We start from the raw sequence: 23280 nt of genomic DNA, 5'->3' as shown, positions 1-23280 counted from the left end.
CGCAGAACTGACCGACACCGCGCGGCTGCTGGTGTCCGAGGTGGTGACCAACGTGTTCCAGCACACCCGGGCGCCGCTGCTCACCGTGGACGCGACGCTGGGCGCGGACTCCGTCACCGTCCGGGTGACCGACCGCGAACCGGGCGCCCGTCCGCTCGGGAAGCCCCCGCTCCCGCAGCAGGCGGACGAACACGGACGGGGGCTGGTGCTGGTGGACACCCTGGCCGACCGCTGGGGCGTCTCGGTGCGCGGCGGGCTGTCTCCGCTGGACAAGTCGGTGTGGTTCGCGCTGGACGGGAGGGGCGCGCGGGGAACGGGATGAGCCCCCGGCCTCCCTCCCGGCCCCCGCTTCTCTCCGGCCCCCGCTTCTCTCAGGGCCAAGCCCAAGCCCAGGCCCAAGCCCAGGCCCAAGCCCAGGTCCAGGCCCGGGCCACTGGTCAGCCGGACGTCCGCCGGACGTGGTGGGCCCGGACGGCGAGTACGGCGAGTACGGCCAGGACCGCCGTCGTCCCGCCGAGGGCCGTCACCGCCGACGGCGAGGAACGGTCCACGACCCAGCCGCCCGCCAGCGCGCCCAGAGCGATCGTGGCCTGGAACGACGAGGTGAACAGCACCGAGGACGCCTCGGTCGCGCCGGGGGCCGCGCGGGCGAACCAGGTCTGCGAGCAGACGGGCACCGCCCCGTACCCGACGCCCCACACCACCAGCAGCGCCACCGCCACCACGGCCGAACCGCCGAACGCGGCGAGGCCCAGGGTGGCGCCCGCGATCAGCGCGGCGGCCGTGGCGAACGCGGCCCGGGGCGCGCGACCCACCGTCGAACCGGCGAGGAACGTGCCCGCGATCCCGGCGGCCCCGTACACCAGCAGACACACCGTCACCGCTCCGGGGCCGAGGCCCGGCACCCGCTCCAGGAAGGGGGTGACGTAGGTGTAGGCGCCGAAGTGCGCGAGGACCACCAGGAACGTCACGACCAGCGCGTGCCGCACGCCGGTGCGGCGCAGCAGCCCGCCGAGGGCGGACAGGCCGGTCGTCCGCGCGGCGGGCAGCGGCGGCACGACCGCGAGGACCAGGGCGAAGACCCCGAGCGTCAGGAACGCCATCGCCCAGAACGCGGCGCGCCAGCCCGCGAGGTCCCCGAGGAGGGTGCCGAGCGGCACGCCCAGCACCGAGCCGAGCGGGACGGCGGAGAAGACGACGGAGGTGGCCCGGCCGACGGACCGCGCGGGCACCAGCCGGGCGGCGAGCCCCGCGCCGACCGACCAGAAGCCGCCGATGCTGACGCCGACCAGCACCCGGGAGACTAGGACCAGCCAGTAGCCGGGCGCCAGCGCGGCGAGCACGTTCGCGAGCGCCAGCAGCAGGACGAACCCGGCCAGCGCGGGACGGCGGTCGGCCCGTCCTAGGGCGGCCGTGACGAGCGGCGCGGAGACGGCGGCGAGCACCCCGGGCAGGGCCATCATCAGTCCGGCGGTCCCCTCCGAGACGCCGAAGTCGGCCCCGACGGCGGTGAGCAGCCCGATCGGCAGGATCTCGGTGGTGACGATGACGAAGATCCCGAGCGCCACGGCGACCACCGCCAGCCAGGACAGCAACGGCGACCGGGCGGCCGGTGCCCCGGGCGGAACCGGAACCCGGGGCGGTGCGGGGGCCGCGGGGGCGGGACGGGCGGGGGTGACTGCGGACATGGGGTTCCGTCCTGCCGGGCGTCGGGGGTTCGCGGAAGTCGCGGTACGCCCGTCAGTCCACCAGCGGGGGAGCCCGGGGTCCGGCGGTTTCCCGACGTCGACGTCCCGATGCCGACCGGGGGGCCGCCCTTTCCCGGTGGGGACCGGAACCTAGACCCGTTCCAGCGGACGGTACGGAAGGGACGGGGTCTCGATCCGGACGGAGTCACCGGGACGGACGACCCCTCCGCTGCGGACCACGGCCATCACACCGGACTTGAAGGTGAACTCGCCGGACGCGGCGTCGATGGCGAAGACTTCGCTGAGCAGCCCCCGGCGGAAGTCGTTGATCTTCGCGCACGGATTGCGCAGTCCCGTCACTTCGAGCACCGCCCCCTCTCCGAGGTGGAGCAGCGCCCCGGTGGGCAGTCCCAACAGGTCCACCCCGCGCGTGGTGACGTTCTCGCCGAGCTGGCCCGCGCCGACCTGGAACCCCTTGAGGGCGAGTTCGGCGAAGAGTTCCTCGTGCATCAGGTGCACCTGGCGCAGATTGGGCAGGTCCGGCTTGTAGGTCATGCGGAACTGGTGGCGGATCGTCCTCCCCGCGTGCGCGTCCCCCTCCACGCCCAGCCCCGCGAGCAGCGTGATGGACTCGCGGTTGGTCTTGCTGAACGTGTACGCCTCGTCCCGGCTCACAGCAACGACCTGACCACCCGTCACGTTTTCCCCCTGCCGTCGTCCTGCGGTAGGCCGATCCTATGAGGGGGCAGGGGAGAGCGCTGCCCTCACAAGACGGATGTCGACGGCTTCGGAGGGCGCCGTGGCGGGCGGTCGTCGGCGCCCTCCGGAACGGGCCACGCCCTCAGAGCCGTTCCGGTCCCCGTTCGAACGTGCCGAGCGCCCGTTCCAGGAGGTCGCCGATGTCGTCGCGGTAGTCGTGCTCCGCCCAGTAGCGAGTGGTCTCGTACAGGGCCGCGATGACGCCCGTCGCGTAGGCGCGGACCTCCAGGTCGGCGGGGTCGCGGCCGGTGCGCTCGGCGATGACGCGGCAGACCATGGCCCCCGTCACCGACATGCTCTCCAGGGCGCGGGTGCGCACCGCCGGGACCTCCGCCATGAGCCGCATCCGCAGCCTGGTCTCCTCGGGCTCGTCCCGCAGGGACAGCCGTACGGCCCGTCCCAGGATCCGGCGGAGGGAATCGAGGAGGGGTTCCCCGGCGGGCCGGGCACGCAGTTCCTCCTCCAGGACGGAGTCGTACTCGTCGGTGAGGACGATGTCCTCCTTGGTGGGGAAGTACCGGAACACCGTGCTCGGCGAGACCTCCGCCGCCCGCGCGATCCGCTCGACGGTCGTCGCCTCGTAGCCCTGTTCCGCGATCAGCCGGTAGGTGGCCTTCCGGATCGCCACCCGGGTCTTCAGCTTCTTCCGCTCCCGCAGCCCGAGCCGTGCCGGGTCCACGGATGACGCGGACGGCGCGGGCGACGGGGACGGCTTCGGTGAAGCCGGGGTCGGGCCCGGGGCCGAGGGCGAAGGGGACGGCGGCGGCGCGGTGGCGGACATGCCCTCATTGTCGGCCATCGGGGACGGGAGAAGGGGAGCGTCCGTCCCCTGGGTCCCCGTCCCCCGGGCCCGTCGTAGCCCTTGGGCCCGCAGCCTCCGGACCTGTGGCCCTTGGGCCCGTTGCCTCCCGGCCCGTCGCCCCCGGGCCGCTGGCCCCCAGCTCCGCCGCCCCCAGGCCCCCGTCCCCGTCACCCTCCCGCCCCGTCACCCTCTCGCCGCCGTTCGGGCAGCCACACCGCGGCCGCCGCCGCGGTGAGCAGCGCCGCGATCCCGCACACCACCAGGACCAGCCGCATCCCGTCCAGGTACGCGCTGTCCGCCGCCCGCGCCAGGGCCGGGACGGCGAACCGTTCGGCCAGCAGATGGGCGGCGATCACCGACTCCCGCGCGGTGTCCTCGGCGCCGGGCGGCAGGCCCCCGGTCGCGGCGCCGTCGAGCCGCTCCCCGTACGTGCCGGACAGCAGCGAGCCGAGCAGGGCGATCCCGAGCGCGCCGCCCACCTGGCGCACGGTCATCAGCAGCCCGGAACCGGTGCCCGCGCGGTCCGGCGGCAGCGCGGCGAGCGCCGCCTCCATCGCGGTGACGACGGCGAACCCGAAGCCCAGTCCGGCGATGCCCAGCCAGAGCGCCACGAACCCGTAGCCGGTGCCCGTGCCGGTGCGCGTGCCGAGGAACGCGGCGAACGCCAGCACCACCAGGCCCCCGCCGACCACGGTCCGCGCCCCGAGCCGCACGGCGAGCGGCCGGGCCAGCCGCGCGGCGACGAGCAGCCCGCCCATCAGCGGCAGCGTCCGCACCCCGGCGCCCAGGGCGTCGGCGCCCCGGACGGTCTGGAGGTACGGGGGGAGGACGAACATCAGCCCGGCGAGGACGAACATCACCAGGGTCGCGGCGAGCGTGTTGAGCAGGAACGGGCGCCCGCTCAGCAGCTCCAGCCCGAGCGTGGGGCGCGCCACGCGCCGTTCGCGCGCCACCAGCGCCCCGGCCAGCGCCACCGCGCCCACCACGGGCGCCACCGTGAGCGGGTCGCCCCAGCCCCGGTGCGGGGCCTCGATGACCGCGTAGACCAGGGTGCCGAGCGCGGTGACCGCCAGCGTGGTGGACAGCGGGTCCAGCCGGGGGGCCGCCGGATCGCGGCTCTCCGGCAGCAGCAGGACGCAGGCCGCGATGCCGACCGCCGCCATCGGGACGTTCACCAGGAAGACCGAGCCCCACCAGAAGTGGTCGAGGAGCCAGCCGCCGACGACCGGGCCGAGCGGCAGTCCCAGCGCCGAGGCCGAGGTGACGGCGGCGACGGCCCGGCCGCGTTCCTCCGGGGCGAAGAGCGCGGGCACCACGGACAGCGCGAGCGGGGTGACCAGGGCCCCGCCGACGCCCATCGCCGCCCGGGCGGCGATCACGGAACCGACGTCGTCGGCGAGGGCCCCGGCGACCGAGCCGAGCAGGAAGATCACCAGCCCGGCGACGAGCGCCCGCCGCCGTCCGTGGCGGTCGCCGATCAGCCCGGCGGGCAGCATCAGCGCCGCGAACACCACGACGTAGGCGTCCGCCATCCACTGCTGCTCGCCGGTCGAGGCGCCGAGCTCTCCGGCCATGGTGGGCAGGGCCACGTTCAGGATCGTCAGATCGAAGCCGAGCGCCAGGAAGCTGGCGACCAGCGCGCCGAGGGCCCACCAGCGACGGGGGTGCGGGCGCACATCGGACGCCCGAGTGACAGTAACCATGAAATGAGAGTAGCTGTCACTTGGGAGTTGGTGTCAATATGTGGAGGGTGGGAGGAGGTCGGGGGCGGGGGAACGCGGAAGCGGCCGTGGCGTGGATGCCACGGCCGCTCTCACGGACGTCGTTCGGTGCCCGCCTCTGGACGGCGGTCCGGGCGGCGGGGCTCACCCGTGCTGGTACGCCACCAGGGAGATCCCCACGTAGTGGACGACGAACGCGGCCAGGGTCAGGGAGTGGAACACCTCGTGGAAGCCGAACCAGCGCGGCGAGGGGTTGGGGCGCTTGATGCCGTAGATGACGCCGCCCGCGCTGTAGAGGAGGCCGCCCGTGATCACCAGGATCAGCACCGCGATCCCGCCGGTGCGCAGGAAGTCGGGGAGGAAGAAGACCGCCGCCCAGCCCATCGCGATGTAGCAGGGCGTGTACAGCCAGCGCGGCGCGCCCACCCAGAACACCCGGAAGACGATCCCCGCCGCGGCGGCCGCCCATACGCTCCACAGCAGCCAGCGGCCCGTGGCGTCCGGCAGGAGCAGCAGGGTCAGGGGGGTGTAGGTGCCCGCGATGATCAGGAAGATGTTGGCGTGGTCGAGACGGCGGAGTATCCCGCTCGCGCGCGGCCCCCAGTTCCCCCGGTGGTAGAGGGCGCTCACCCCGAACAGCAGACAGGCCGTGAGGACGTAGATCCCGCAGGCCACCCGGCCCCGGGTGGAGTCCGCGAGGGCGGTGAGGAAGAGCCCGGAGACCAGGACCGCCGGGAACATCCCCGCGTGCAGCCAGCCCCGCAGCTTCGGCTTCTGCTCCTCGGGGGCGCTCCGCTCCGGGAGCGCGGGGTCGGTGTCCGGCTTCGACGCGTCCGCGGGGCCCGTCTGGTGGGGGGCCGACCTCGTCGGGTCCGTCCGGCGGGAGACCGACGGGGCCGGACCCGTGTCGTCCGGCTCCGGGGCGCGGTCGTGCTTCGGACCTGGGGAATCCGGGAACGCGGGCGCAGACGCAGTCATGTCCGGCATCGTACCTACGCTTCCGTAGGCTCATCATCTCCCCCTGTCCGTCCTTCCCTTGCGGTTCCGGTGCCGCTCGGGGCCCATAAGGGGGGTGGTCACCGGGATGCGCCGGGGCGCGCGCCGGGGTGCGCGGAGGGGCCGGCGGCGCTCGCGACGAGGGCTCCCGCGCCGGGGGCTCCCGCGCCGGAGCGCATCGTGGCGAGGCTCACGCCGCTCACCTGTGAAGTCCTCTGGACATCTGTGCGCCCGAGGTCGATGATCAAACGAGTGCGGTCGGCACCGGATGAGCGCCGAGGCGGGGTCCCTCCCCCTGTCGAGAAGCATCCGGGTCGCAGCCCCCAAGGGGCGAAAACCTCAGAACCCTCATTTAGGAGCAATCGTGGCGCGCGATATCGCGGCTCCCGGCACCCCCGGCACGACCGGCGACACCCTCACCCTCACCCCGCCCACCACCCACCAGGGGCTCGTCGCCTGGGTGAACGAGATCGCCGGGCTGACCCAGCCGGACCGGATCGTCTGGTGCGACGGCTCGGAGTCCGAGTACGAGCGCCTGTGCGAGGAGCTCGTCGCGAAGGGCACCTTCCGCAAACTGGACGAGGCCAAGCGCCCCAACTCCTACTACGCCGCCTCCGACCCCACGGACGTCGCCCGTGTCGAGGACCGCACCTTCATCTGTTCCGAGAAGGAGGCGGACGCGGGCCCGACCAACCACTGGAAGGCCCCCGCCGAGATGCGCGAGGTGTTCCGGGGGGCGGGCGGCGAGGGCGGGATCTTCCGCGGCTCGATGCGCGGCCGGACGATGTACGTCGTCCCGTTCTGCATGGGCCCGCTCGGCTCCCCGCTCTCCGCGATCGGCGTCGAGATCACCGACTCCGCGTACGTCGCCGTCGCGATGCGCACCATGACCCGGATGGGGCGGCCCGTCCTGGACGAGCTGGGCGAGGACGGCTTCTTCGTCAAGGCCGTGCACACCCTGGGCGCCCCGCTCGCCGAGGGCCAGGCGGACGTCCCCTGGCCGTGCAACTCCACCAAGTACATCTCCCACTTCCCCGAGAGCCGCGAGATCTGGTCGTACGGCTCCGGCTACGGCGGCAACGCCCTGCTCGGCAAGAAGTGCTACGCCCTGCGCATCGCCTCGGTCATGGCCCGCGACGAGGGCTGGCTCGCCGAGCACATGCTGATCCTCAAGCTGACCCCGCCGAGCGGCGAGGCGAAGTACGTGGCCGCCGCGTTCCCGTCGGCGTGCGGCAAGACGAACCTCGCGATGCTGGAGCCCACCATCAAGGGCTGGACCGTCGAGACCATCGGCGACGACATCGCCTGGATGCGGTTCGGCGAGGACGGCCGGCTGTACGCGATCAACCCGGAGGCCGGTTTCTTCGGCGTGGCCCCCGGCACAGGCGAGCACACCAACGCCAACGCGATGAAGACCCTGTGGGGCAACTCCGTCTTCACCAACGTCGCGCTCACCGACGACGGCGACATCTGGTGGGAGGGGATGACCGAGGAGACCCCGGCGCACCTCACCGACTGGAAGGGCAACGACTGGACCCCGGAGTCCGGCGTCCCGGCCGCGCACCCCAACGCCCGGTTCACCGTCCCCGCCGCCCAGTGCCCGACCATCGCGCCCGAGTGGGAGGACCCGAAGGGCGTGCCGGTCTCCGCCATCCTCTTCGGCGGCCGCCGGGCCAGCGCGGTGCCGCTGGTGACCGAGTCCTTCGACTGGAACCACGGGGTGTTCCTCGGCGCCAACGTGGCCTCCGAGAAGACCGCCGCCGCCGAGGGCAAGGTGGGCGAGCTGCGCCGCGACCCGTTCGCGATGCTGCCGTTCTGCGGCTACAACATGGGCGACTACATGGCCCACTGGGTGGACGTCGCCAAGGACAAGGACCCGGCGAAGCTGCCCCGGATCTACTACGTCAACTGGTTCCGCAAGGACGACGCGGGCCGGTTCGTCTGGCCGGGCTTCGGCGAGAACAGCCGGGTGCTGAAGTGGATCGTCGAGCGCCTCGACGGGGCCGCCGAGGGCGTCGAGACCCCGATCGGCGTGCTGCCCGCCAAGGGCGCCCTGGACACCGACGGCCTGGACCTCTCCGACGCCGACCTGGACTTCCTGCTCACGGTCGACAAGGAGGTGTGGCGCGAGGAGGCCGCCCTGGTCCCCGAGCACCTCAACACCTTCGGCGACCACACGCCCAAGGAGCTGTGGGACGAGTACCGCTCCCTGGTGCGCCGCCTCGGCTGAGCCGAGCCAGCCCGTGGTCCGGCCCCGGTCCTTCCCCGACCGGCGGCCCGGACCCACCGCGCCCGGCCCCGGGCGCGTCCGCCCGCCAACGGGCGGAGGCACCCGGCCCGGTCCGCGCGGACACGGTGAGCCCCCGGAGGAAACAACGGTCCTCCGGGGGCTCACCCCTGTCCGGAGTCGGTGCCGTCCCCTGTCCCGAGCCGCGCCGAGGCCGTGCTGAGCCGCCCACGCCGTCCGGTGGTCGAGAGGTCTCGGGGCCGGGTCGCCGCTTTCAGTTGTAATAATCTCCGTCGTACACTTAGGGCATGAAGTCCACCCGCGCCGGAAGCACCGAGAACATCTCCGTGTCCATGCCAGTCGAGTTGGTCAGCGAACTCCGTTCCCGAACGGGTCGTCGCGGGCTGTCCGGTTATGTCACCGAGGCGGTCAGACATCAGTTGGCCATGGACGGACTCGCTGAGATCGTCGCGTCCCACGAAGAGGAACATGGCGCGCTCACGGAGCAGGAGATCGAAGCCGCCCGTCGCGAACTCTTCGGAGACGAGGAAGTCCGGGACGTCGAACGGGGCGCTGCGTGAAAGGGCAGTCGGCCCGCTCGCTGGTGCTCGACTCCGAGGCGCTCTCCCTGCTCCTGCGTGACGATCGTGGGATGGCGGCTCGTATCGAGGCGTCCCGTCAGGCCGGGGTCCCCGTTCTGGTGTCCGCGCTGACCATCGTGGAAGCCGTGCAGGGGAGAACGGATCTGGCCCGCTTGAAATGGGTGCTCTCCCGGCTGCGGGTGGAACCGGTCAGCCAGGAGGACTCCCTGACCGCGGTGACACTCCTCCGGGACGCGGGGGGACTGCACGGGCACAAGTACGCCATCGACGCCCTCGTCGCCGCGCTCGCGCTCCGTGCCCCGGCCCCCGCGATCGTTCTGACCTCTGACCGTGACGACTGGGCGAAGCTTTGCGGGAGCCGCGTGATCATCAGGGGGGTGTGAACACCGTCGACCGCCAGATTCTGTGAGCGCGTGTCCTGGCCTCGGCGGATCATCACCCCGGGTGCCGGGTGCCGGGTGCCGGGTGCCGGGTGCCGGGTGCCGGACGGCCGGTGGGGTACCCGCCGACCGTCCGGTCAGCGGGTCGCGGCCAGTTTGCGGCGGCGTTCGACCCGGCGGACGTGGTGCGCCCCGGGGTCACCGGCGCGGTCCGCCGACGGGGCGGCCGGGTGCGCGGGGGCGTCCGGGTCCATCAGGGCCGCGTGCGCGTCCATCCGCTCGGCGGCCAGGATCGCGACCGTGGTGTCCGCGCGGGACGCGGCGACCACGAGCGCGCGGCCCGCGAGGGTGTGGGCGCGGCGGTGCAGCCCGGTGGAGCGGGCCCGGCCCGGCGCGGGCACGGCCGCCGCGGCGGGGGCGATCCGGACCGGGGCCGCGCCGTCGCGGAGCCGGGTGATCTGCCCGGCGAGGCGCTCGGCGGCACGGTCCAGCGCGGGTGCCGGGGTGACGCCCCGCAGCTCGTCCGTGACGGCGAGCAGCGCGGAGAGGTGTCCGGCGAGCTGGACGTCCAGCTCCTCCTCGCGGGAGCGGTGCGGATAGTCACCCGTGTCGGCCACCGTGTGGACCGACTTGTTGCGGATCGGTTCGTACATGGGACGGGCCTCCTGTGCTGTGACGAACCCATCCTAGCTTGGAATCAGTCTAAAACTAAGCGGAGTCGCGTAATAGCTTCGAACGCGCGGTCGGCGTGCGCCTTCGCGAGGAGGCGCACGCCGGGGCACGAGCCCCCCGGGCTCAGTCGGCGGTGCCCGGCTTCACCCCCCAGATGTACAGCGCGTCGTCGATGTCCAGCAGCTCCCACAGCTGGGCCGCGTCCCCCAGCCGCAGGTTCACGCAGCCCGCCGACCCGCCCCCGTCGAACAGGTCGTCCGGCCGCCCGTGCAGCGCCTGGCCCCCGTCGAAGAACTGCGCGTACGGCATCGGGGTGTCGTAGAGGGTGGAGACGTGGTCCTTGCTGCGCCAGTAGATGAGGTGCCAGCCGGTCCGGGTCTCCTCGCCGTCGCGTCCGGTGCGCACCGGCACCGGGTCGAAGACCACCTCGTCGCCGCGCTGCACCCACAGCAGTTGCCGGTCCAGGTCCACGCAGGTCAGCAGGTACGAGCGGTAGGGGCACTTCCCGTCCGCGTTGGGGTTGTCGCGGGCCCGTACGGCGGTCATCACCCGATAGGTGACCAGGTTGGCGTACCCGTCGGCGGGACTGATCGCCTCCGACTCCTGGAACGCGCGGATCGCCGCGCAGTCCTCCGGCGACTGCGTGCCGTCCACCGGCCGCCCCAGGTACTCCTCCATCTCCCGCTGGTAGGGCCCGGTGTCGGCCAGGCACTCGTCCCCCTCCTCCTCCCCGGTGGTGCCGGTGCGGGTGCCGTCACCGGCGCGGGTGTTCCGAGCCGGCTCCCGTACGGATTCACGAGGGCGTTCCCGGACGGATTCCCGGGCGGGTTCCTGAGCCGGCTCCCGTACGGATTCCCGGGCGGGTTCCCCGGAACGGGCCGGGGGGCGGTCGTCCGGGGCGGCGTGCGCGGGGGGCGCGCCTGGTGCCAGGGTCGCGCCCAGCGCCAGCAGCCAGATCCCCGCGAGCACCCGTCCGCCCGTCCGGGCCGGTCGGCGCGGCGTGCGCCGTCGGCGCGGTCGGTCGCCGGTCGCGGTCGGTGCGGGGACCGCGGGGGGGCCGGAGGCCGGGGGCCCGGAGGCGGTCGGCGGCGGGAGAGGGGGAACGCGCCGGAGCCGTCCGGCCTCCCAGGGCCGCCCGTGGCCCGCCGCTCCGGCCGGTCCGTGCTGTGGGCGCCGTCCGTGCCGTCCGCGCTCCGGGGGTATGCCGCCGTCGGCAGTGGTCATGGAGTACCTCCGTCCGGTGGGGGTTCCCCCACAGCTACCAGCCGCCCCCGCCGACCGCCCGGGGATTGGGCCGAAACGGTGACCGCCCTCCGACGGCCGGGCCGGGAGGAAGGACGGGGGAAAAGGCCCGGGGCCGGGGACCGCGGTGGCGGTCCCCGGCCCCGGCCGGTTCAGCGGAGGTGGGGTGTCACTTGTTGCCCTTGCCGGGCTCCTCGCGCTTGTTGGCGACGTTGACCGTCACGGTCTCACCGGCGTTCTCCTCGGTGATCTCGATCGGGCCCCGGACCGGGTTGTCCGGGAGGACGTAGCCCTCGGGCACGGCGGTCTCCCGCACGTAGTACGTCCCGAGCGGCAGCTCGTCGAAGACGCACAGTCCGGCGCTGTCGGTGGAGCAGCCAGTGCCCTCGCGGGTGTCCGCGGGGGTCGGACCGGACGCCTGGGTCTGCAGACCCGGGACGCCGTTGGACTCGCTCCACAGCTCGAACACGGCCCCGGCGAGCGGGCGGCCGTGCTTCGCGTCGGTCTTGACGACCTTGATGACGCTCTCCTCGGCCGGGGTCGCCGTGTTCTCGGCGTCGACGCTCACGCCCTGCTGGGCGTTCTCCTCGGTGAGGACCAGCGGACCGAACACCGGGTTGGCCGGAAGCTCGTATCCGTCGGGCGCCTGGGTCTCGCGCCAGTAGTAGCTGCCCGGCTCGACCGTGCGGCTGCACTGGCCGTCGGCGCCGGTGGTGCAGGTGCCGCCGAGCTGGGTGTCGGGGTCGGCTCCGGTGGTCTGGAGGCCGGGGATCCCGTTGGTCTCCTCCCAGAGCTGGAAGACGGCTCCGGCCAGGTTGGCGCCGGTGGCCGCGTCCTGCTTGACGACCGTGACCTGACCGGTGACCGGCTCCGTCTCGGCGTTCTCGGCGTCGACGCTGACGCCCTGCTGGGCGTTCTCCTCGGTCAGCTGGAGCGGACCGAAGACCGGGTTGGCCGGGAGTTCGTAGCCAGCCGGGGCCTGGGTCTCGCGCCAGTAGTACGTACCGGTCTCGACCGTGCGGCTGCACTCGCCGTCGGCCCCGGTCGTGCAGGAGGCGCCGACCTGGGTGTCGGGGTCGCCGCCGGTGGTCTGGAGACCGGGAACGCCGTTGGTCTCCTCCCACAGCTCGAACACGGCTCCGGCGAGGTTGGCGCCGGTCTCCGCGTCCTTCTTCACCACGGTGACCTCACCGGTGACGGGTGCCGTCTCGGTGTTGTCGGCGTCGACGCTGACGCCCTGCTCCGCGTTCTCCTCGGTGAGGACGAGCGGTCCGAAGACCGGGTCGGCCGGTAGGTCGTAACCCGCCGGGGCCGCCGTCTCGCGCCAGTAGTAGGTGCCCGGCTCGACCGTGCGGCTGCACTCGCCGTTCGCACCGGTGGTGCAGGAGGCGCCGAGCTGGGTGTCGGGGTCGCCGCCGGTGGTCTGGAGACCGGGAACGCCGTTGGTCTCCTCCCACAGCTCGAACACCGCCCCGGCCAGGGTGGCGTCCGTCTGCGCGTCCCGCTTGACGACCGTGACCTCACCGGTGACCGGTGCCGTCTCGGTGTTGTTGGCGGTGACCGTCACGCCCTGGCCCGCGTTCTGCGCGGTGAGGACGAGCGGACCGAACACCGGGTTGGCCGGGAGGTCGTAACCCGCCGGTGCCTGGGTCTCGCGCCAGTAGTACGTACCGGTCTCGACCGTGCGGCTGCACTGGCCGTCGGCGCCGGTGGTGCAGGAGGCGCCGAGCTGGGTGTCGGGGTCGGCTCCGGTGGTCTGGAGGCCGGGGATCCCGTTGGTCTCCTCCCACAGCTGGAAGACGGCTCCGGCCAGGTTGGCGCCGGTGGCCGCGTCCTTCTTCACGACCGTGACCTCACCGGTGACCGGTGCCGTCTCGGTGTTGTTCGCGGTCACGGTGACGCCCTGCGCCGCGTTCTCCTCGGTCAGGTGGAGCGGACCGAAGACCGGGTTGGCCGGGAGGTCGTAGCCGGGCGGGGCCTGGGTCTCGCGCCAGTAGTAGGTGCCGGTCTCCTCGACCCGGACGCACCGGCCGTTGGCCGGGGTGACGCAGGTGGCGCCGATCTGGGTGTCGGGCACCCCGCCGGTGGTCTGCAGACCGGCCTGGCCGTTGGTCTCCTCCCACAGCTCGAACACGGCTCCGGCGAGCGGGTCCCCGGTGGTCGCGTCCTGCTTGACGACGCTGACCTCACCGGTGACGGCTGCCGTCTCGGTGTTCTCGGCGGTGACGCTGACGCCCTGCTCCGCGTTCTCCTCGGTGAGGGTCAGCGGACCGAAGACCGGGTTCGCCGGGAGGTCGTAGCCCGCCGGTGCCTGGGTCTCGCGCCAGTAGTAGGTGCCCGGTTCGACCGTGCGGCTGCACTGGCCGTTGGCCGGGGTGGTGCAGGTGCCGCCGAGCTGGGTGTCGGGGGTGGCACCGGTGGTCTGGAGACCGGGAACGCCGTTGGTCTCCTCCCACAGCTGGAAGACGGCTCCGGCGAGGTTGGCGCCGGTCTCCGCGTCCTGCTTGACGACCGTGACCTGGCCGGTGACCGGCTCGGTCTCGCTGTTGTCCGCGGTGACGCTGACGCCCTGCTCCGCGTTCTCCTCGGTCAGGCTCAGCGGACCGAACACCGGGTTGGACGGCAACTCGTACCCGGGCGGGGCCTGGGTCTCGTACCAGTAGTAGGTGCCCGGCTCGACCGTGCGGCTGCACTCGCCGTCGGCACCGGTGGTGCAGGAGGCGCCGACCTGGGTGTCGGGCAGTCCGCCGGTGGTCTGCAGACCGGGCGCGCCGTTGGTCTCCTGCCAGAGCTGGAAGACGGCTCCGGCGAGCGGGTCCCCGCTGACCGCGTCCTGCTTGACGACGGTGACGTCACCGGTGACCGGCTCGGTCTCGCTGTTGTCGGCGGTGACGCTGACGCCCGTTCCGGCGTTGGCCGCCGTCAGGACGAGCGGTCCGAAGACCGGGTCGGCCGGGAGGTCGTACCCGGGCGGGGCAGCCGTCTCGCGCCAGTAGTAGGTGCCCAGCTCCACGGTCCGGGAGCACTGGCCGTTGGCCGGGGTGGTGCAGTTGCCGCCGATCTGGGTGTCGGGGGTGGCTCCGGTGGTCTGGAGGCCGGGGATCCCGTTGCTCTCCTCCCACAGCTGGAACACCGCGCCCGCCAGCGGCGCCTGGGTGCCCGCGTCCTGCTTGAGGACGGTGACCGCGCCGGTGATCGGAGCCGTCGGGTTGTTGTTCGCGGTGACGGTCACCCCGGTGGGGGCGTTCTCGTCGGTGAGGACGAGCGGTCCGAAGACCGGGTTGGCCGGGAGGTCGTACCCGGGCGGGGCAGCCGTCTCGCGCCAGTAGTAGGTGCCGGTCTCGACCGTGCGGCTGCACTCGCCGTTCGCCCCGGTGGTGCAGGAGGCGCCGACCTGGGTGTCGGGGTCGCCGCCGGTGGTCTGGAGACCCGGCACGCCGTTGGTCTCCTGCCACAGCTGGAACTCGGCGCCCGCCAGCGGGGCCTGGGTCTCGGCGTCCTGCTTGACGACCGTGACCTCACCGGTGACGGGAGCCGTCTCGGTGTTGTCGGCGGTGACGGTCACCCCGGTCGGGGCGTTCTGCTCGGTGAGGACCAGCGGACCGAAGACCGGGTTGGCCGGAAGGTCGTACCCGGGCGGGGCAGCCGTCTCGCGCCAGTAGTAGGTGCCGGTCTCGACCGTGCGGCTGCACTGGCCGTTCGCCCCGGTCGTGCAGCTGCCGCCGATCTGGGTGTCCGGGTCGGCTCCGGTGGTCTGGAGACCGGGAACGCCGTTGGTCTCCTCCCACAGCTGGAACTGCGCGCCCGCCAGCGGGGCCTGGGTGACCGAGTCCCGCTTGAGGACGGTGACCGCGCCGGTGACCGGGGTGCGCTCGTCCAGGGCGGTGATCGTCACGCCGTCCGGGAGGTCGGCGGAGGTCAGCGTCAGCGGTCCGAAGACCGGGTCGGCCGGGAGGTCGTAGCCCGGCGGAGCCTGTACCTCCCGCCAGTAGTACGTGCCGAGGTCGACCGTGCGGTTGCACTCGCCGTTCGCGTCGGTCACGCAGGTCGTGCCGACCTGGTCGTCGGGGTCGGCCCCGGTGGTCTGGAGGCCGGCCTGGCCGTTGGTCTCCTGCCAGAGTTCGAACTCGGCCCCCGCCAGCGGGGCCTGGGTGTCGGCGTCCCGCTTGACGACCTGCACCGGGCCCTGGGTGGGCGCGACGGAGCAGTCGGGGAGGTTGGTCGCGTTGAACGGGTAGGCGTGGAACTCCTGCCCGCCGCCACCGGTCGCCGTGCTGGTGTGGGTGATGGAGCCGGTGCTGAAGAAACGGCCGTTCGTCCCCGGCAGGGTGACCGTGGTCTCCGACGCCTGGTTGCCGATGAGGACGCTGCCCTGGAACTGACCGGTACCGGCCAGGTTCACCGTGGTGGCGTCCGGGAAGTTCCACAGCAGCCGTGGCCGCAGCTGGTTCAGCGGGTCGTCCTCGGTGAGGCTGCCGCTGTAGGTGCTGAGGGTGCGGTTCGCGCCGAGGATGTTGACCAGCACGGTCGCGTTCGCGGGGATGTTCTGGAAGACCAGGCCCTGCTGTCCGCCGCTGCCCGTCGTCAGGTTGAAGTCGACGTTGAAGACCTGCAGCGCGGAGGTGTTGTCACCGGTGAAGACCGTCTGGCCGCCCTGGTTCTCGGCGGTGCCGGTCGCGGGCCGGGTGCCCTGCGCGTCGCGCGCGTAACACTGGCTCGCGGTGGTCAGCTCGTCGCGCAGCCCCGCGTAGGGGGCGGCGGCGTTCGGGTCCTGGACGACCGTGCCGGTGATGGTGCCGGTGGCGGTGCCCGCGTGGCGGACCACTCCGCCGTCGGCGAGGAGGGACTCCCCGGTCGCCACGGAGACGTCGCCGCCCGTGGTGAGGAAGTCGGCGCCGTCGGGCGGCGGGACCCGGGAGCCCACGCCGACGATGCCGATGTTGTAGATCGAGCTGAAGCCCGTGGCCTTGTCCTGGGAGAAGTCCCCGAGGACGACGACCCGGCCCTCGGCCTCGGCGGCGCGCTCACGGACGCGGAAGTCGCCGCCCGCGAAGATGTTGATGCCGTTGTCGCGGCCCTGGATGGGACCGTTGCTGATCGGCGGGTAGGGGTCGGGGCAGTCGCCGGGTACACAGGGGCCGAGGCCCCCGGGCAGCGGCGCCGCCACGGCCGGGGCGGCGCCCGTGCCGAAGGCGATCAGCGGGGCGGACGCGGCGGCCAGCGCGTAGGCGGTGGCCAGGGTCCAGGCGCGTCTGCGGCGCCCGGACCGTGCGGTGCCGGGGCGCGGCCGTTCGGCGGCGCGCCCCGGTGACCGGGGAAGGAGTGGTCTCATGCCGCCGTTGTCGCACGCGCGCGTGGGGGCCTGAGCACGGCGACACTCCGACCGGTCCGATTGCCGTACGGGGAATCACCCGGTCGCGGTCCTGGTGGCGGAACGGCTCGGAACGGCGCCGGTCAGTGCTGGGAGTAGCCGTCCAGGAAGGTGCCGATCCGGGTCACGGCCTCGGTCAGCTGGGCGACCGTGGGCAGGGTGACCACCCGGAAGTGATCGGGTTCGGGCCAGTTGAAGCCGGTGCCCTGCACCACCATGATCTTCTCGGCGCGGAGCAGGTCCAGCACCATCCGCCGGTCGTCCTTGATCTTGTAGACCTGGGGGTCCAGCCGGGGGAACAGGTACAGGGCGCCCTTGGGCTTCACGCAGGTCACCCCGGGGATCCGGGTGAGCAGTTCGTAGGCGGTGTCCCGCTGCTCCTTGAGCCGTCCGCCGGGCAGCACCAGGTCGTCGATGGTCTGACGGCCGCTGAGCGCGGCGGCCACCCCGTGCTGACCGGGCATGTTGGCGCACAGCCGCATGTTGGCGAGGATCGTCAGCCCCTCGATGTACGAGTCGGCGTGGGCGCGGGGCCCGGAGAGCGCCATCCAGCCGACCCGGTACCCGGCGACCCGGTACGCCTTGGACATCCCGTTGAAGGTGAGCGTCAGCAGGTCGGGGGCGATGGCGGCGGTCGGGGTGTGGGTGGCGCCGTCGTAGAGGATCTTGTCGTAGATCTCGTCCGAGCAGACCAGCAGGTTGTGGCGGCGGGCGAGGTCGGTGAGCTGGCGCAGCACCTCGTCGTCGTAGACCGCGCCGGTCGGGTTGTTCGGGTTGATGATCACGATCGCCTTGGTGCGGTCGCTGACCTTGCGTTCGATGTCGGCGAGGTCCGGCATCCAGTCGGACTGCTCGTCGCAGCGGTAGTGCACGGCGGTGCCGCCCGACAGGGACACGGCGGCCGTCCACAGCGGGTAGTCCGGGGCGGGGACGAGGACCTCGTCACCGTCGTCGAGGAGGGCCTGCATCGCCATCACGATCAGCTCGGACACCCCGTTGCCGACGAAGACGTGCTCCACGTCGGTCTCGATGCCGAGGGTCTGGTTGTGCATGACGACCGCGCGCCGCGCGGCGAGGAGGCCCTTGGCGTCCCCGTAGCCGTGGGCGTCGCCCAGGTTGCGGAGGATGTCCTCCAGGATCTCCGGCGGGCAGTCGAAGCCGAAGGCCGCCGGGTTGCCGGTGTTCAGCTTGAGGATGCGGTGGCCCGCCGCCTCCAGCCGCATGGCCTCTTCGAGAACCGGTCCCCGGATCTCGTAACAGACGTTGGCCAGCTTGGTCGACTGAATCACCTGCATGCGGGTCACCCTACGGCGCCGACGGGGCGGGCGGGGTTGTGTTTTACGGCACGTGGGGGAGGTGGGCGGGGTTCCGGGTGGGGTCCCGGTGGGGTTTCCGGTGGCGTTCCGGGCGGGGACGGGCAGGGACGGGCGGGCCTGGGACCCCTTGAATCGTTCGTTTGTTCGATAAGTGTTCTAGGGTGGACCGCATGGACCGGTTGCCGCCCCTGCAGGGCTCCCTCTTCGACGACCCGGCCGCCGCCGGGGCGGCGGGGCCGTGCGTCGGCCCGCCGGACGGGCTGCGGCGGGTGGTCCTCGGCGCGGGGGCCTGGGTGGACGTCCTCCCGGGCTGGCTGCGCGGCGCCGACGCCCTGTTCGAACGGCTGGCGCGGGAGGTGCCCTGGCGCGCCGAACGGCGCGAGATGTACGAGCGGACGGTGGACGTGCCCCGGCTGCTCTGCCACTACGGGGCGGGCCGTCCGCTGCCGCACCCCGCGCTGGAGACCGCCCGGGACGCGCTCACCGCCCACTACCTGCCCGAACTCGGCGAACCCTTCGCCACCGCCGGGCTCTGCTACTACCGGGACGGGCGGGACAGCGTCGCCTGGCACGGGGACCGCTCCGGGCGCGGCGCCCGGGAGGACACCATGGTCGCCATCGTCTCCGTCGGCGCCCCCCGCGACCTGCTGCTGCGGCCCCGGGGCGGCGGCCCCGTCGCCGCCCGGTACGCCCTCGGCCACGGGGACCTGATCGTCATGGGCGGTTCCTGCCAGCGGACCTGGGAGCACGCCGTCCCCAAGACCGCGCGGGGCGCCGGGCCCCGGATCAGCGTCCAGTTCCGGACGCGGGGGGTGCGCTGACGGGACGCCGCGGGGCGGTCGGGGGCGGTCGGGGACGCTCGGGGGTGGCCCGGACGGGACGTCGGCCGGTGGTGGATCAGCCGACGGTGGAGGTGTCGCCGCCGAGGATCGAGGCGTGCTCCAGTACGTCCTCCATCGGGTCGTCGATCTGACCGATGGAGATCACGGTGATCCGGTGCCCGTTGTGCGAGTCGGTGTGGGTCTCGTCGGCCGCCGCCGAGCCGGAGGGGATCCCCGTCGCCAGGGCGGTGGCGCCCAGCAGGGTCAGCGTCAGCCTGGTCCTGGTCCGGTTCCGGGGGCGGGCCGGGGTCCCGCCCGGAGCCCCGTGCTCTCCGTGACCGGTTCCGGGCCCGTCGCCGTGGTGCTCGCTCATGCGCTGTTCGCCTGCCTTCGTCGTGTCGTCGTGTCGTCGTGCCGTCGTGCCGTCGTGCCGTCGTGTCCGTGTCCGCCGGAGCACCGCGTCGTGCCGTGCCGTGCCGTCGGTGCCGTGCCCCGGTCCATCCGGCGTATCCGTCCGGCGGGATCAGGGGTCACGCGGGGGCGGGGCGGGCGAGGGATATGCCCGGATGATCAACCCCTGTGGGGGACGTCTCGCACAGGTGGTCAGGGGCGCCCGGAGGGCGGTGGAAGCCCCTGGCGCACGCCGTGCCAGACTCCCGTCATGGCTTCCCCCGGATACGCGATCCGCCCCGCGCGCAAGGCGGTTGGCCCGCTCGTGACCGTCCTCGCGACCGTTCTCGCCCTGTCCTCCTGCACGGCCGGGAGCGGGTCGCAGAACCCGCCCGCGACCGGGGGCGCGGGCGCCGCGACCCTGGCCCCCGACGACCGCCCGCGCGCGCCCCGGCTCACGGGCGAGGCGGTGACGGGGGGCCGGATCGACCTCGGTGGCCCCGACTACCGGGGCAAGGTCGTCGTCCTCAATGTGTGGGCCTCCTGGTGCGCGCCGTGCCGCGCCGAGGCCCCGGACCTCGCCGAGGTCGCGAAGGACACCCGCGCCGAGGGCGTGGCGTTCGTCGGCCTCAACACCCGCGACCACGGCAAGGGGCCCGCGCGGCGGTTCGAGGAGGACTTCGAGGTCGGCTACCCGAGCCTCCACGACCCCATCGGCAAGCTCCTGCTCAGCTTCCCCAAGGGGTATCTGCACCCCCAGGGCATCCCCTCGACCCTCGTCCTCGACCGGAAGGGACGGATCGCCGCCAGCAGGATCGGCGAGGTCGACGAACGGTATCTGCGGCGGATGATCGCCCCGGTCCTCGCGGAGGGCTGAGCCCGCGCGTACCGCCCGCGGGTTCCGTCGCTTCGCCGGTCCGTTGGCACCGCCGGTCCGTTGGTACCGGCGGTCCGTTGGTACCGGCGGTCCGTTGGTACCGGCGGCCCGTTCGTTCCGGCTGGGCATGGGCTCCGGGTGGGTACGGGCTCCGGGTGGGACCGGCTGGTCAGACCGGTCCCACCCGTGCCCGGGTGGGTGGTCGGCCCTCCCGGAGGTGAGGTCAGTCCTCCCGGAGACCGAGCACGTACGTCGCGGTGAGCCGCACGGCGCGGTCCCCGTCCCGGGCCAGCTCCGCGAGGGCGCGGGTGGCCGCCGGACCGGGGACGTCCGCGAGGGCCTCGGCCAGCCGACGGCGCGCGGACGGCTCCCCGGCCGGGGAACCGAGCCGCCCGACGAGTTCCGTGACGATCCGGTCGGCCAGTCCGGGGGCACCGGCCAGCGCGCCCAGCGCCTCGGCGGCCTCCACGTCCTGGCCCTCCCCGGCCACCATGTCGACCAGCGTCGGCACCGCCTCGGCCACCCCCCGCGCCCCGAGGGCCAGTGCCGCGTGCCGCCGGACGGTCCCGTCGGAGTGGCCGAGCGCCTCGCGGAGCACGGCGGTCGCCGTCTCGTCCGGCAGCTCGGCGATGGTCCGCACGGCGCGCTCGCGCACCCCGGCCGAGGGGGAGTCGAGGCCCTTCGCCAGGGGGGCCAGCGCCGCCCGGCCGGAGCGGGCCAGCGTCCAGCGCAGGGCCCCGGCCACATGCGGGTCCGACTCCTCCAGCACCGACTGGACCAGTGTTCCCACCGGCACCGGCTCCGCCCCGGCGGCTGCCAGGGCGGCGCTCTGACGTCTGCCCGCGCTGGCCGAGCCCAGTACCTGGAGCAGTTCCACGACGCCGAGGACGTCCGTCCAGTCGCCGGGCTCCGCCGCGCCGATCCGCTGGAGCCGGGCGAGCAGCTCGGTCTCGTCCGCGATGCGCTCCCGGGTGCGGCGGACGAGGTCCTCGATCAGCTTCGAGGGCGCGAAGCCGGGGTCGTCGAGCGCCCGTCCCACGTCCCCCAGCGACAGCCCCAGCGACCGCAGGCTCTCGATGTGGAAGACCCGTTCGATGTCCGCGTCGGAGTACTCCCGGTAGCCGCCGCCGGTGCGCTCGGCGGGCCGCACCAGTCCCAGCGACTCGTAGTGCCGGAGCATCCGGGCGCTCACCCCGGACCGTCGCGCCACCTCGCCGATCAGCACGAGCCGCTCACCCCGCCGGGCCGGAGCCGCCGAGCGCCACGACGCGCTTGGCCTCCTCCAGCGCGAACGCGAACCCGGCGTCCGGGTCGCGCGCCAGCCGCTCCGTGGCGAGCGCGTGCGCGCGGGCCTCCGGGTCCGGGGCCGTCGCCGCCGCGTCCAGCGCGGGACCGGCCGCCGGGCCGAGGGCGATCAGCGCCCGGCTGAGACTGAGCCGGGTCTCCAGCCCGCCCCGCCCCAGCTGGCCGGTGAGCACGGCGGCCAGTCCGGGGCCCTGCCCGTCGGGCACCAGCGCCACCGCCGCCCGCCAGGCGGCGCGCGCCACCTCGTCGTCCGGGTCGGTGAGATGCGCCCGGGTGATCGCGGGCCAGGCCGTCCGGTCCCCGATCTTGGACAGGGTGTGCAGCGCCTGGCTCCGGGCCTGGGGCGTTTCCGAACGCAGCTCCCGGACCAGTCCCGGGACGGTGAGCGCCGCCGGGTGGCGGGTGAGCGCCCAGGTCAGCATCTCGCGGACCTCGAACTCGGGCTCCACCGCGCACCGCTCGACGAGCGGGCCGACGTACCGGGGACCGGGGACGGTGCCGACCGCGAGCGCCGCCCGCAGCCGTACCGACGCCCGGCCGTCCGCCAGCGCGCGCAGCGCCCGCGCCGTGTTCGTGTTCGTGTCCGGGGTGGCGGCCGGGTCCGGGGCCGCGGTTCCGCCCGGGGCGGTGCTCGTCCCGAGGCCCGTGCTCGCGCTCATGTCCGCGGCCCTGCCGTTCTCGTACCCGTCCGTGGCCGTGGCCGTGGCCGTCTCCGGGGACGGGGGTCGTTCCGTCGTGACCATGGGATCACCTCCAGACCCAGTGAAAACCTTGTCACCGTGTCAAGGTCAAGCGCTCTCCACGGGCGGACCGGGCCCGATCGGGTGTACTCCAGCCGGTGCCGACACGGCCACCCCGTGCGCATATGCCGGGATACCGGCGAATCGGATGTTACGGATGTCTGGCAATCGCACCGCACACAGGAGGTACGCAATGCGCGCAGGTCTACTCCGCTTCACCGTCGTGGCGGGTGCCGCCGCGGCCCTGACCCTCGGCGGAGCCGCGACGGCCGGTGCCGGTGGTGTCGGCAGCTCGGGCATCGGCAACTCCGGTGTCGGCAGCGCGGGCATCGAGAACGCCGGGATCGGTGACTCGGGCATCGGCAACTCCGGCATCGGGAACTCGGGGATCGCCAACTGGGGCGTGGGCACCGCGGGGATCGCCAACTGGGGGATCGGCAACGCGGGCATCGAGAACTACGGGGTGGGCAGCGCCGGGATCGCCAACTGGGGCGTCGGGGACGCCGGGATCGCCAACGGCGGCGTCGGCAACGCGGGCGCCGGGAACACCGGTCTGGGCAGCGCGGGCATCGGGAACACGGGCATCGGCACCGCCGGGATCGGCAACTGACGGACCCTTTCGCGCCGCCCCGCGCACAGCGGGCGACGAGGACCGTTTACCGACGGACGGGCCGGAGGACCGGGGAGGTCCTCCGGCCCGTCGGCGTCCCGGGTCCGGTGGCCGCGGGCCCGCTTCCGGCCGTTCCGCGTCCAGGGCCGTCCCGCCCGTCTGATGATCGCTATAGCGTCGCTCCCGCATCGTTCCAGCTCGACGAGATGGGGAGTGCACATGAGGATCCGAGGGATCACGAGCGCCGCCGCACTGGCGGGGGCCGTCATGATCGCCACGACGCTGGCCACCGCCCCGGCCGCGAACGCGGACGCGTCAGCCGTCATCGGCCCGTTCAGGCTCCACAACGGCTACAGCGGACTGTGCGCGGGGGTGGGCAGCCAGACCGGCAACGGAGCCCCCGTGATCCAGTGGAACTGCAACAACGCCGCCGACGAGCTGTGGTACTTCCACGAGACCCTGGACAACAACGGCAACCGGGCCTACTACCTGAAGAACGACCACTCGCAGAAGTGCATGGGCGTGGGGTCCAGTCTCGCCAACGGGGCCGCGGCCATCCAGTACACCTGTAACGGCGCCACCGACGAGAAGTGGTGGCTGGACAGCGCGGACCGGCTCCGCAACGTCTACTCCGGCAAGTGCATCGGCGTGGGGTCGAGCACCGCGCCCGGAGCCGGAGTGATCCAGTGGACCTGCAACAACTCCAGCGATCAGAAGTGGACGTAGCCCGCGACCCGGCACGGTGCCGTCCGGGCGGGGAC

At 73.4% G+C, this 23280-nt stretch carries 19 protein-coding genes and 1 pseudogene; 8 read left to right on the top strand and 12 right to left on the bottom strand.

The features are described from left to right. The first annotated feature begins 7 nt into the window (after positions 1-7). Positions 8-322: an ATP-binding protein gene (locus ACVWNX_RS11240; RefSeq protein ID WP_454414718.1), complete on the top strand. Its 315-nt coding sequence runs from the start codon at positions 8-10 to the stop codon at positions 320-322. A 115-nt stretch (positions 323-437) separates the two neighbouring features. On the opposite strand, the gene ACVWNX_RS11235 is transcribed toward ACVWNX_RS11240, so the two are convergent. The 5 genes from ACVWNX_RS11235 to trhA all read right to left on the bottom strand — a co-directional run bounded on the left by ACVWNX_RS11235 (position 438) and on the right by trhA (position 5735). Next, positions 438-1688, bottom strand: a complete 1251-nt coding sequence (locus tag ACVWNX_RS11235; RefSeq protein ID WP_454413765.1) for an MFS transporter — start codon at positions 1686-1688, stop codon at positions 438-440. A gap of 150 nt (positions 1689-1838) precedes the next feature. Next, entirely contained in the window at positions 1839-2387 is a 549-nt protein-coding gene (locus ACVWNX_RS11230) for an MOSC domain-containing protein (RefSeq protein ID WP_454413764.1), read from the bottom strand. A gap of 142 nt (positions 2388-2529) precedes the next feature. Further along, on the bottom strand, positions 2530-3126 hold the full coding sequence (locus ACVWNX_RS11225; RefSeq protein ID WP_454413763.1) for a TetR/AcrR family transcriptional regulator: 597 nt from the start codon (positions 3124-3126) through the stop codon (positions 2530-2532). A gap of 290 nt (positions 3127-3416) precedes the next feature. Beyond that, complete coding sequence (locus ACVWNX_RS11220; protein ID WP_454413762.1) at positions 3417-4952, bottom strand: MFS transporter; 1536 nt, start codon at positions 4950-4952, stop codon at positions 3417-3419. 162 nt (positions 4953-5114) lie between these two features. Continuing rightward, on the bottom strand, positions 5115-5735 hold the full coding sequence (gene trhA / locus ACVWNX_RS11215; protein ID WP_454414717.1) for a PAQR family membrane homeostasis protein TrhA: 621 nt from the start codon (positions 5733-5735) through the stop codon (positions 5115-5117). A gap of 595 nt (positions 5736-6330) precedes the next feature. Here trhA and ACVWNX_RS11210 point away from each other — a divergent pair. The 3 genes from ACVWNX_RS11210 (at position 6331) to ACVWNX_RS11200 (ending at position 9178) form a co-directional block, all read left to right on the top strand. After that, positions 6331-8196 carry a phosphoenolpyruvate carboxykinase (GTP) gene (locus ACVWNX_RS11210; RefSeq protein ID WP_454413761.1) on the top strand — a complete coding sequence of 622 codons (1866 nt, stop codon included), beginning with the start codon at positions 6331-6333 and terminating at the stop codon, positions 8194-8196. A 305-nt stretch (positions 8197-8501) separates the two neighbouring features. After that, entirely contained in the window at positions 8502-8774 is a 273-nt protein-coding gene (locus ACVWNX_RS11205) for a hypothetical protein (RefSeq protein ID WP_454413760.1), read from the top strand. Further along, complete coding sequence (locus ACVWNX_RS11200; RefSeq protein WP_454413759.1) at positions 8771-9178, top strand: PIN domain-containing protein; 408 nt, start codon at positions 8771-8773, stop codon at positions 9176-9178. The genes ACVWNX_RS11205 and ACVWNX_RS11200 overlap by 4 nt, the downstream gene beginning before the upstream one ends. Positions 9179-9312: 134 nt before the next feature. Here the strand turns inward: ACVWNX_RS11200 and ACVWNX_RS11195 are convergent, their stop codons facing one another. From ACVWNX_RS11195 to ACVWNX_RS11180, 4 genes and pseudogenes are all read right to left on the bottom strand, one after another. Then, positions 9313-9828 carry an SCO4983 family protein gene (locus ACVWNX_RS11195; protein WP_454413758.1) on the bottom strand — a complete coding sequence of 172 codons (516 nt, stop codon included), beginning with the start codon at positions 9826-9828 and terminating at the stop codon, positions 9313-9315. 142 nt (positions 9829-9970) lie between these two features. Continuing rightward, positions 9971-10558, bottom strand: a pseudogene (locus ACVWNX_RS11190) (L,D-transpeptidase family protein); the annotation flags it as partial. A 700-nt stretch (positions 10559-11258) separates the two neighbouring features. Further along, positions 11259-16421, bottom strand: coding sequence for a SpaA isopeptide-forming pilin-related protein (locus ACVWNX_RS11185; protein WP_454413757.1), 5163 nt, complete (start codon positions 16419-16421; stop codon positions 11259-11261). A gap of 122 nt (positions 16422-16543) precedes the next feature. Further along, on the bottom strand, positions 16544-17755 hold the full coding sequence (locus ACVWNX_RS11180) for a pyridoxal phosphate-dependent aminotransferase (RefSeq protein WP_454413756.1): 1212 nt from the start codon (positions 17753-17755) through the stop codon (positions 16544-16546). Between the two features lie 191 nt (positions 17756-17946). Here ACVWNX_RS11180 and ACVWNX_RS11175 point away from each other — a divergent pair, with 191 nt between their 5' ends. Next, positions 17947-18597, top strand: a complete 651-nt coding sequence (locus ACVWNX_RS11175) for an alpha-ketoglutarate-dependent dioxygenase AlkB (protein WP_454413755.1) — start codon at positions 17947-17949, stop codon at positions 18595-18597. 76 nt (positions 18598-18673) lie between these two features. Here ACVWNX_RS11175 and ACVWNX_RS11170 read toward each other — a convergent pair whose 3' ends face one another. Continuing rightward, positions 18674-18970 carry a hypothetical protein gene (locus tag ACVWNX_RS11170; protein WP_454413754.1) on the bottom strand — a complete coding sequence of 99 codons (297 nt, stop codon included), beginning with the start codon at positions 18968-18970 and terminating at the stop codon, positions 18674-18676. Positions 18971-19258: 288 nt separating this feature from the next. On the opposite strand from ACVWNX_RS11170, the gene ACVWNX_RS11165 reads away from it, so the two are divergent. Then, complete coding sequence (locus tag ACVWNX_RS11165; RefSeq protein ID WP_454413753.1) at positions 19259-19864, top strand: TlpA family protein disulfide reductase; 606 nt, start codon at positions 19259-19261, stop codon at positions 19862-19864. A 223-nt stretch (positions 19865-20087) separates the two neighbouring features. Here the strand turns inward: ACVWNX_RS11165 and ACVWNX_RS11160 are convergent, their stop codons facing one another. Continuing rightward, positions 20088-21089 carry a HEAT repeat domain-containing protein gene (locus ACVWNX_RS11160; protein ID WP_454413752.1) on the bottom strand — a complete coding sequence of 334 codons (1002 nt, stop codon included), beginning with the start codon at positions 21087-21089 and terminating at the stop codon, positions 20088-20090. A 7-nt stretch (positions 21090-21096) separates the two neighbouring features. Beyond that, entirely contained in the window at positions 21097-21912 is an 816-nt protein-coding gene (locus ACVWNX_RS11155; RefSeq protein WP_454413751.1) for a HEAT repeat domain-containing protein, read from the bottom strand. A gap of 190 nt (positions 21913-22102) precedes the next feature. Between ACVWNX_RS11155 and ACVWNX_RS11150 the strand changes: the two genes are divergently transcribed. Further along, positions 22103-22519: a hypothetical protein gene (locus ACVWNX_RS11150; RefSeq protein ID WP_454413750.1), complete on the top strand. Its 417-nt coding sequence runs from the start codon at positions 22103-22105 to the stop codon at positions 22517-22519. A 219-nt stretch (positions 22520-22738) separates the two neighbouring features. Continuing rightward, positions 22739-23245: an RICIN domain-containing protein gene (locus ACVWNX_RS11145; protein WP_454413749.1), complete on the top strand. Its 507-nt coding sequence runs from the start codon at positions 22739-22741 to the stop codon at positions 23243-23245. The last annotated feature ends 35 nt before the right edge of the window (positions 23246-23280 follow it).

This window comes from Streptomyces sp. JNUCC 64 (assembly GCF_054484115.1).
Note: the sequence above shows the minus strand (reverse complement) of the source record. Positions and strands in the feature narration are given on the sequence as shown.

Excerpts from the sequence above, each read along its gene's own strand:
- ACVWNX_RS11195 (WP_454413758.1), bottom strand. The coding sequence starts at position 9,828 with ATGTACGAACCGATCCGCAACAAGTCGGTCCACACGGTGGCCGACACG.
- ACVWNX_RS11235 (WP_454413765.1), bottom strand. The coding sequence starts at position 1,688 with ATGTCCGCAGTCACCCCCGCCCGTCCCGCCCCCGCGGCCCCCGCACCG.
- ACVWNX_RS11150 (WP_454413750.1), top strand. The coding sequence starts at position 22,103 with ATGCGCGCAGGTCTACTCCGCTTCACCGTCGTGGCGGGTGCCGCCGCG.
- ACVWNX_RS11205 (WP_454413760.1), top strand. The coding sequence starts at position 8,502 with ATGAAGTCCACCCGCGCCGGAAGCACCGAGAACATCTCCGTGTCCATG.
- ACVWNX_RS11220 (WP_454413762.1), bottom strand. The coding sequence starts at position 4,952 with ATGGTTACTGTCACTCGGGCGTCCGATGTGCGCCCGCACCCCCGTCGC.
- ACVWNX_RS11180 (WP_454413756.1), bottom strand. The coding sequence starts at position 17,755 with ATGCAGGTGATTCAGTCGACCAAGCTGGCCAACGTCTGTTACGAGATC.
- ACVWNX_RS11165 (WP_454413753.1), top strand. The coding sequence starts at position 19,259 with ATGGCTTCCCCCGGATACGCGATCCGCCCCGCGCGCAAGGCGGTTGGC.
- ACVWNX_RS11185 (WP_454413757.1), bottom strand. The coding sequence starts at position 16,421 with ATGAGACCACTCCTTCCCCGGTCACCGGGGCGCGCCGCCGAACGGCCG.
- ACVWNX_RS11175 (WP_454413755.1), top strand. The coding sequence starts at position 17,947 with ATGGACCGGTTGCCGCCCCTGCAGGGCTCCCTCTTCGACGACCCGGCC.
- ACVWNX_RS11170 (WP_454413754.1), bottom strand. The coding sequence starts at position 18,970 with ATGAGCGAGCACCACGGCGACGGGCCCGGAACCGGTCACGGAGAGCAC.
- ACVWNX_RS11155 (WP_454413751.1), bottom strand. The coding sequence starts at position 21,912 with ATGGTCACGACGGAACGACCCCCGTCCCCGGAGACGGCCACGGCCACG.
- ACVWNX_RS11145 (WP_454413749.1), top strand. The coding sequence starts at position 22,739 with ATGAGGATCCGAGGGATCACGAGCGCCGCCGCACTGGCGGGGGCCGTC.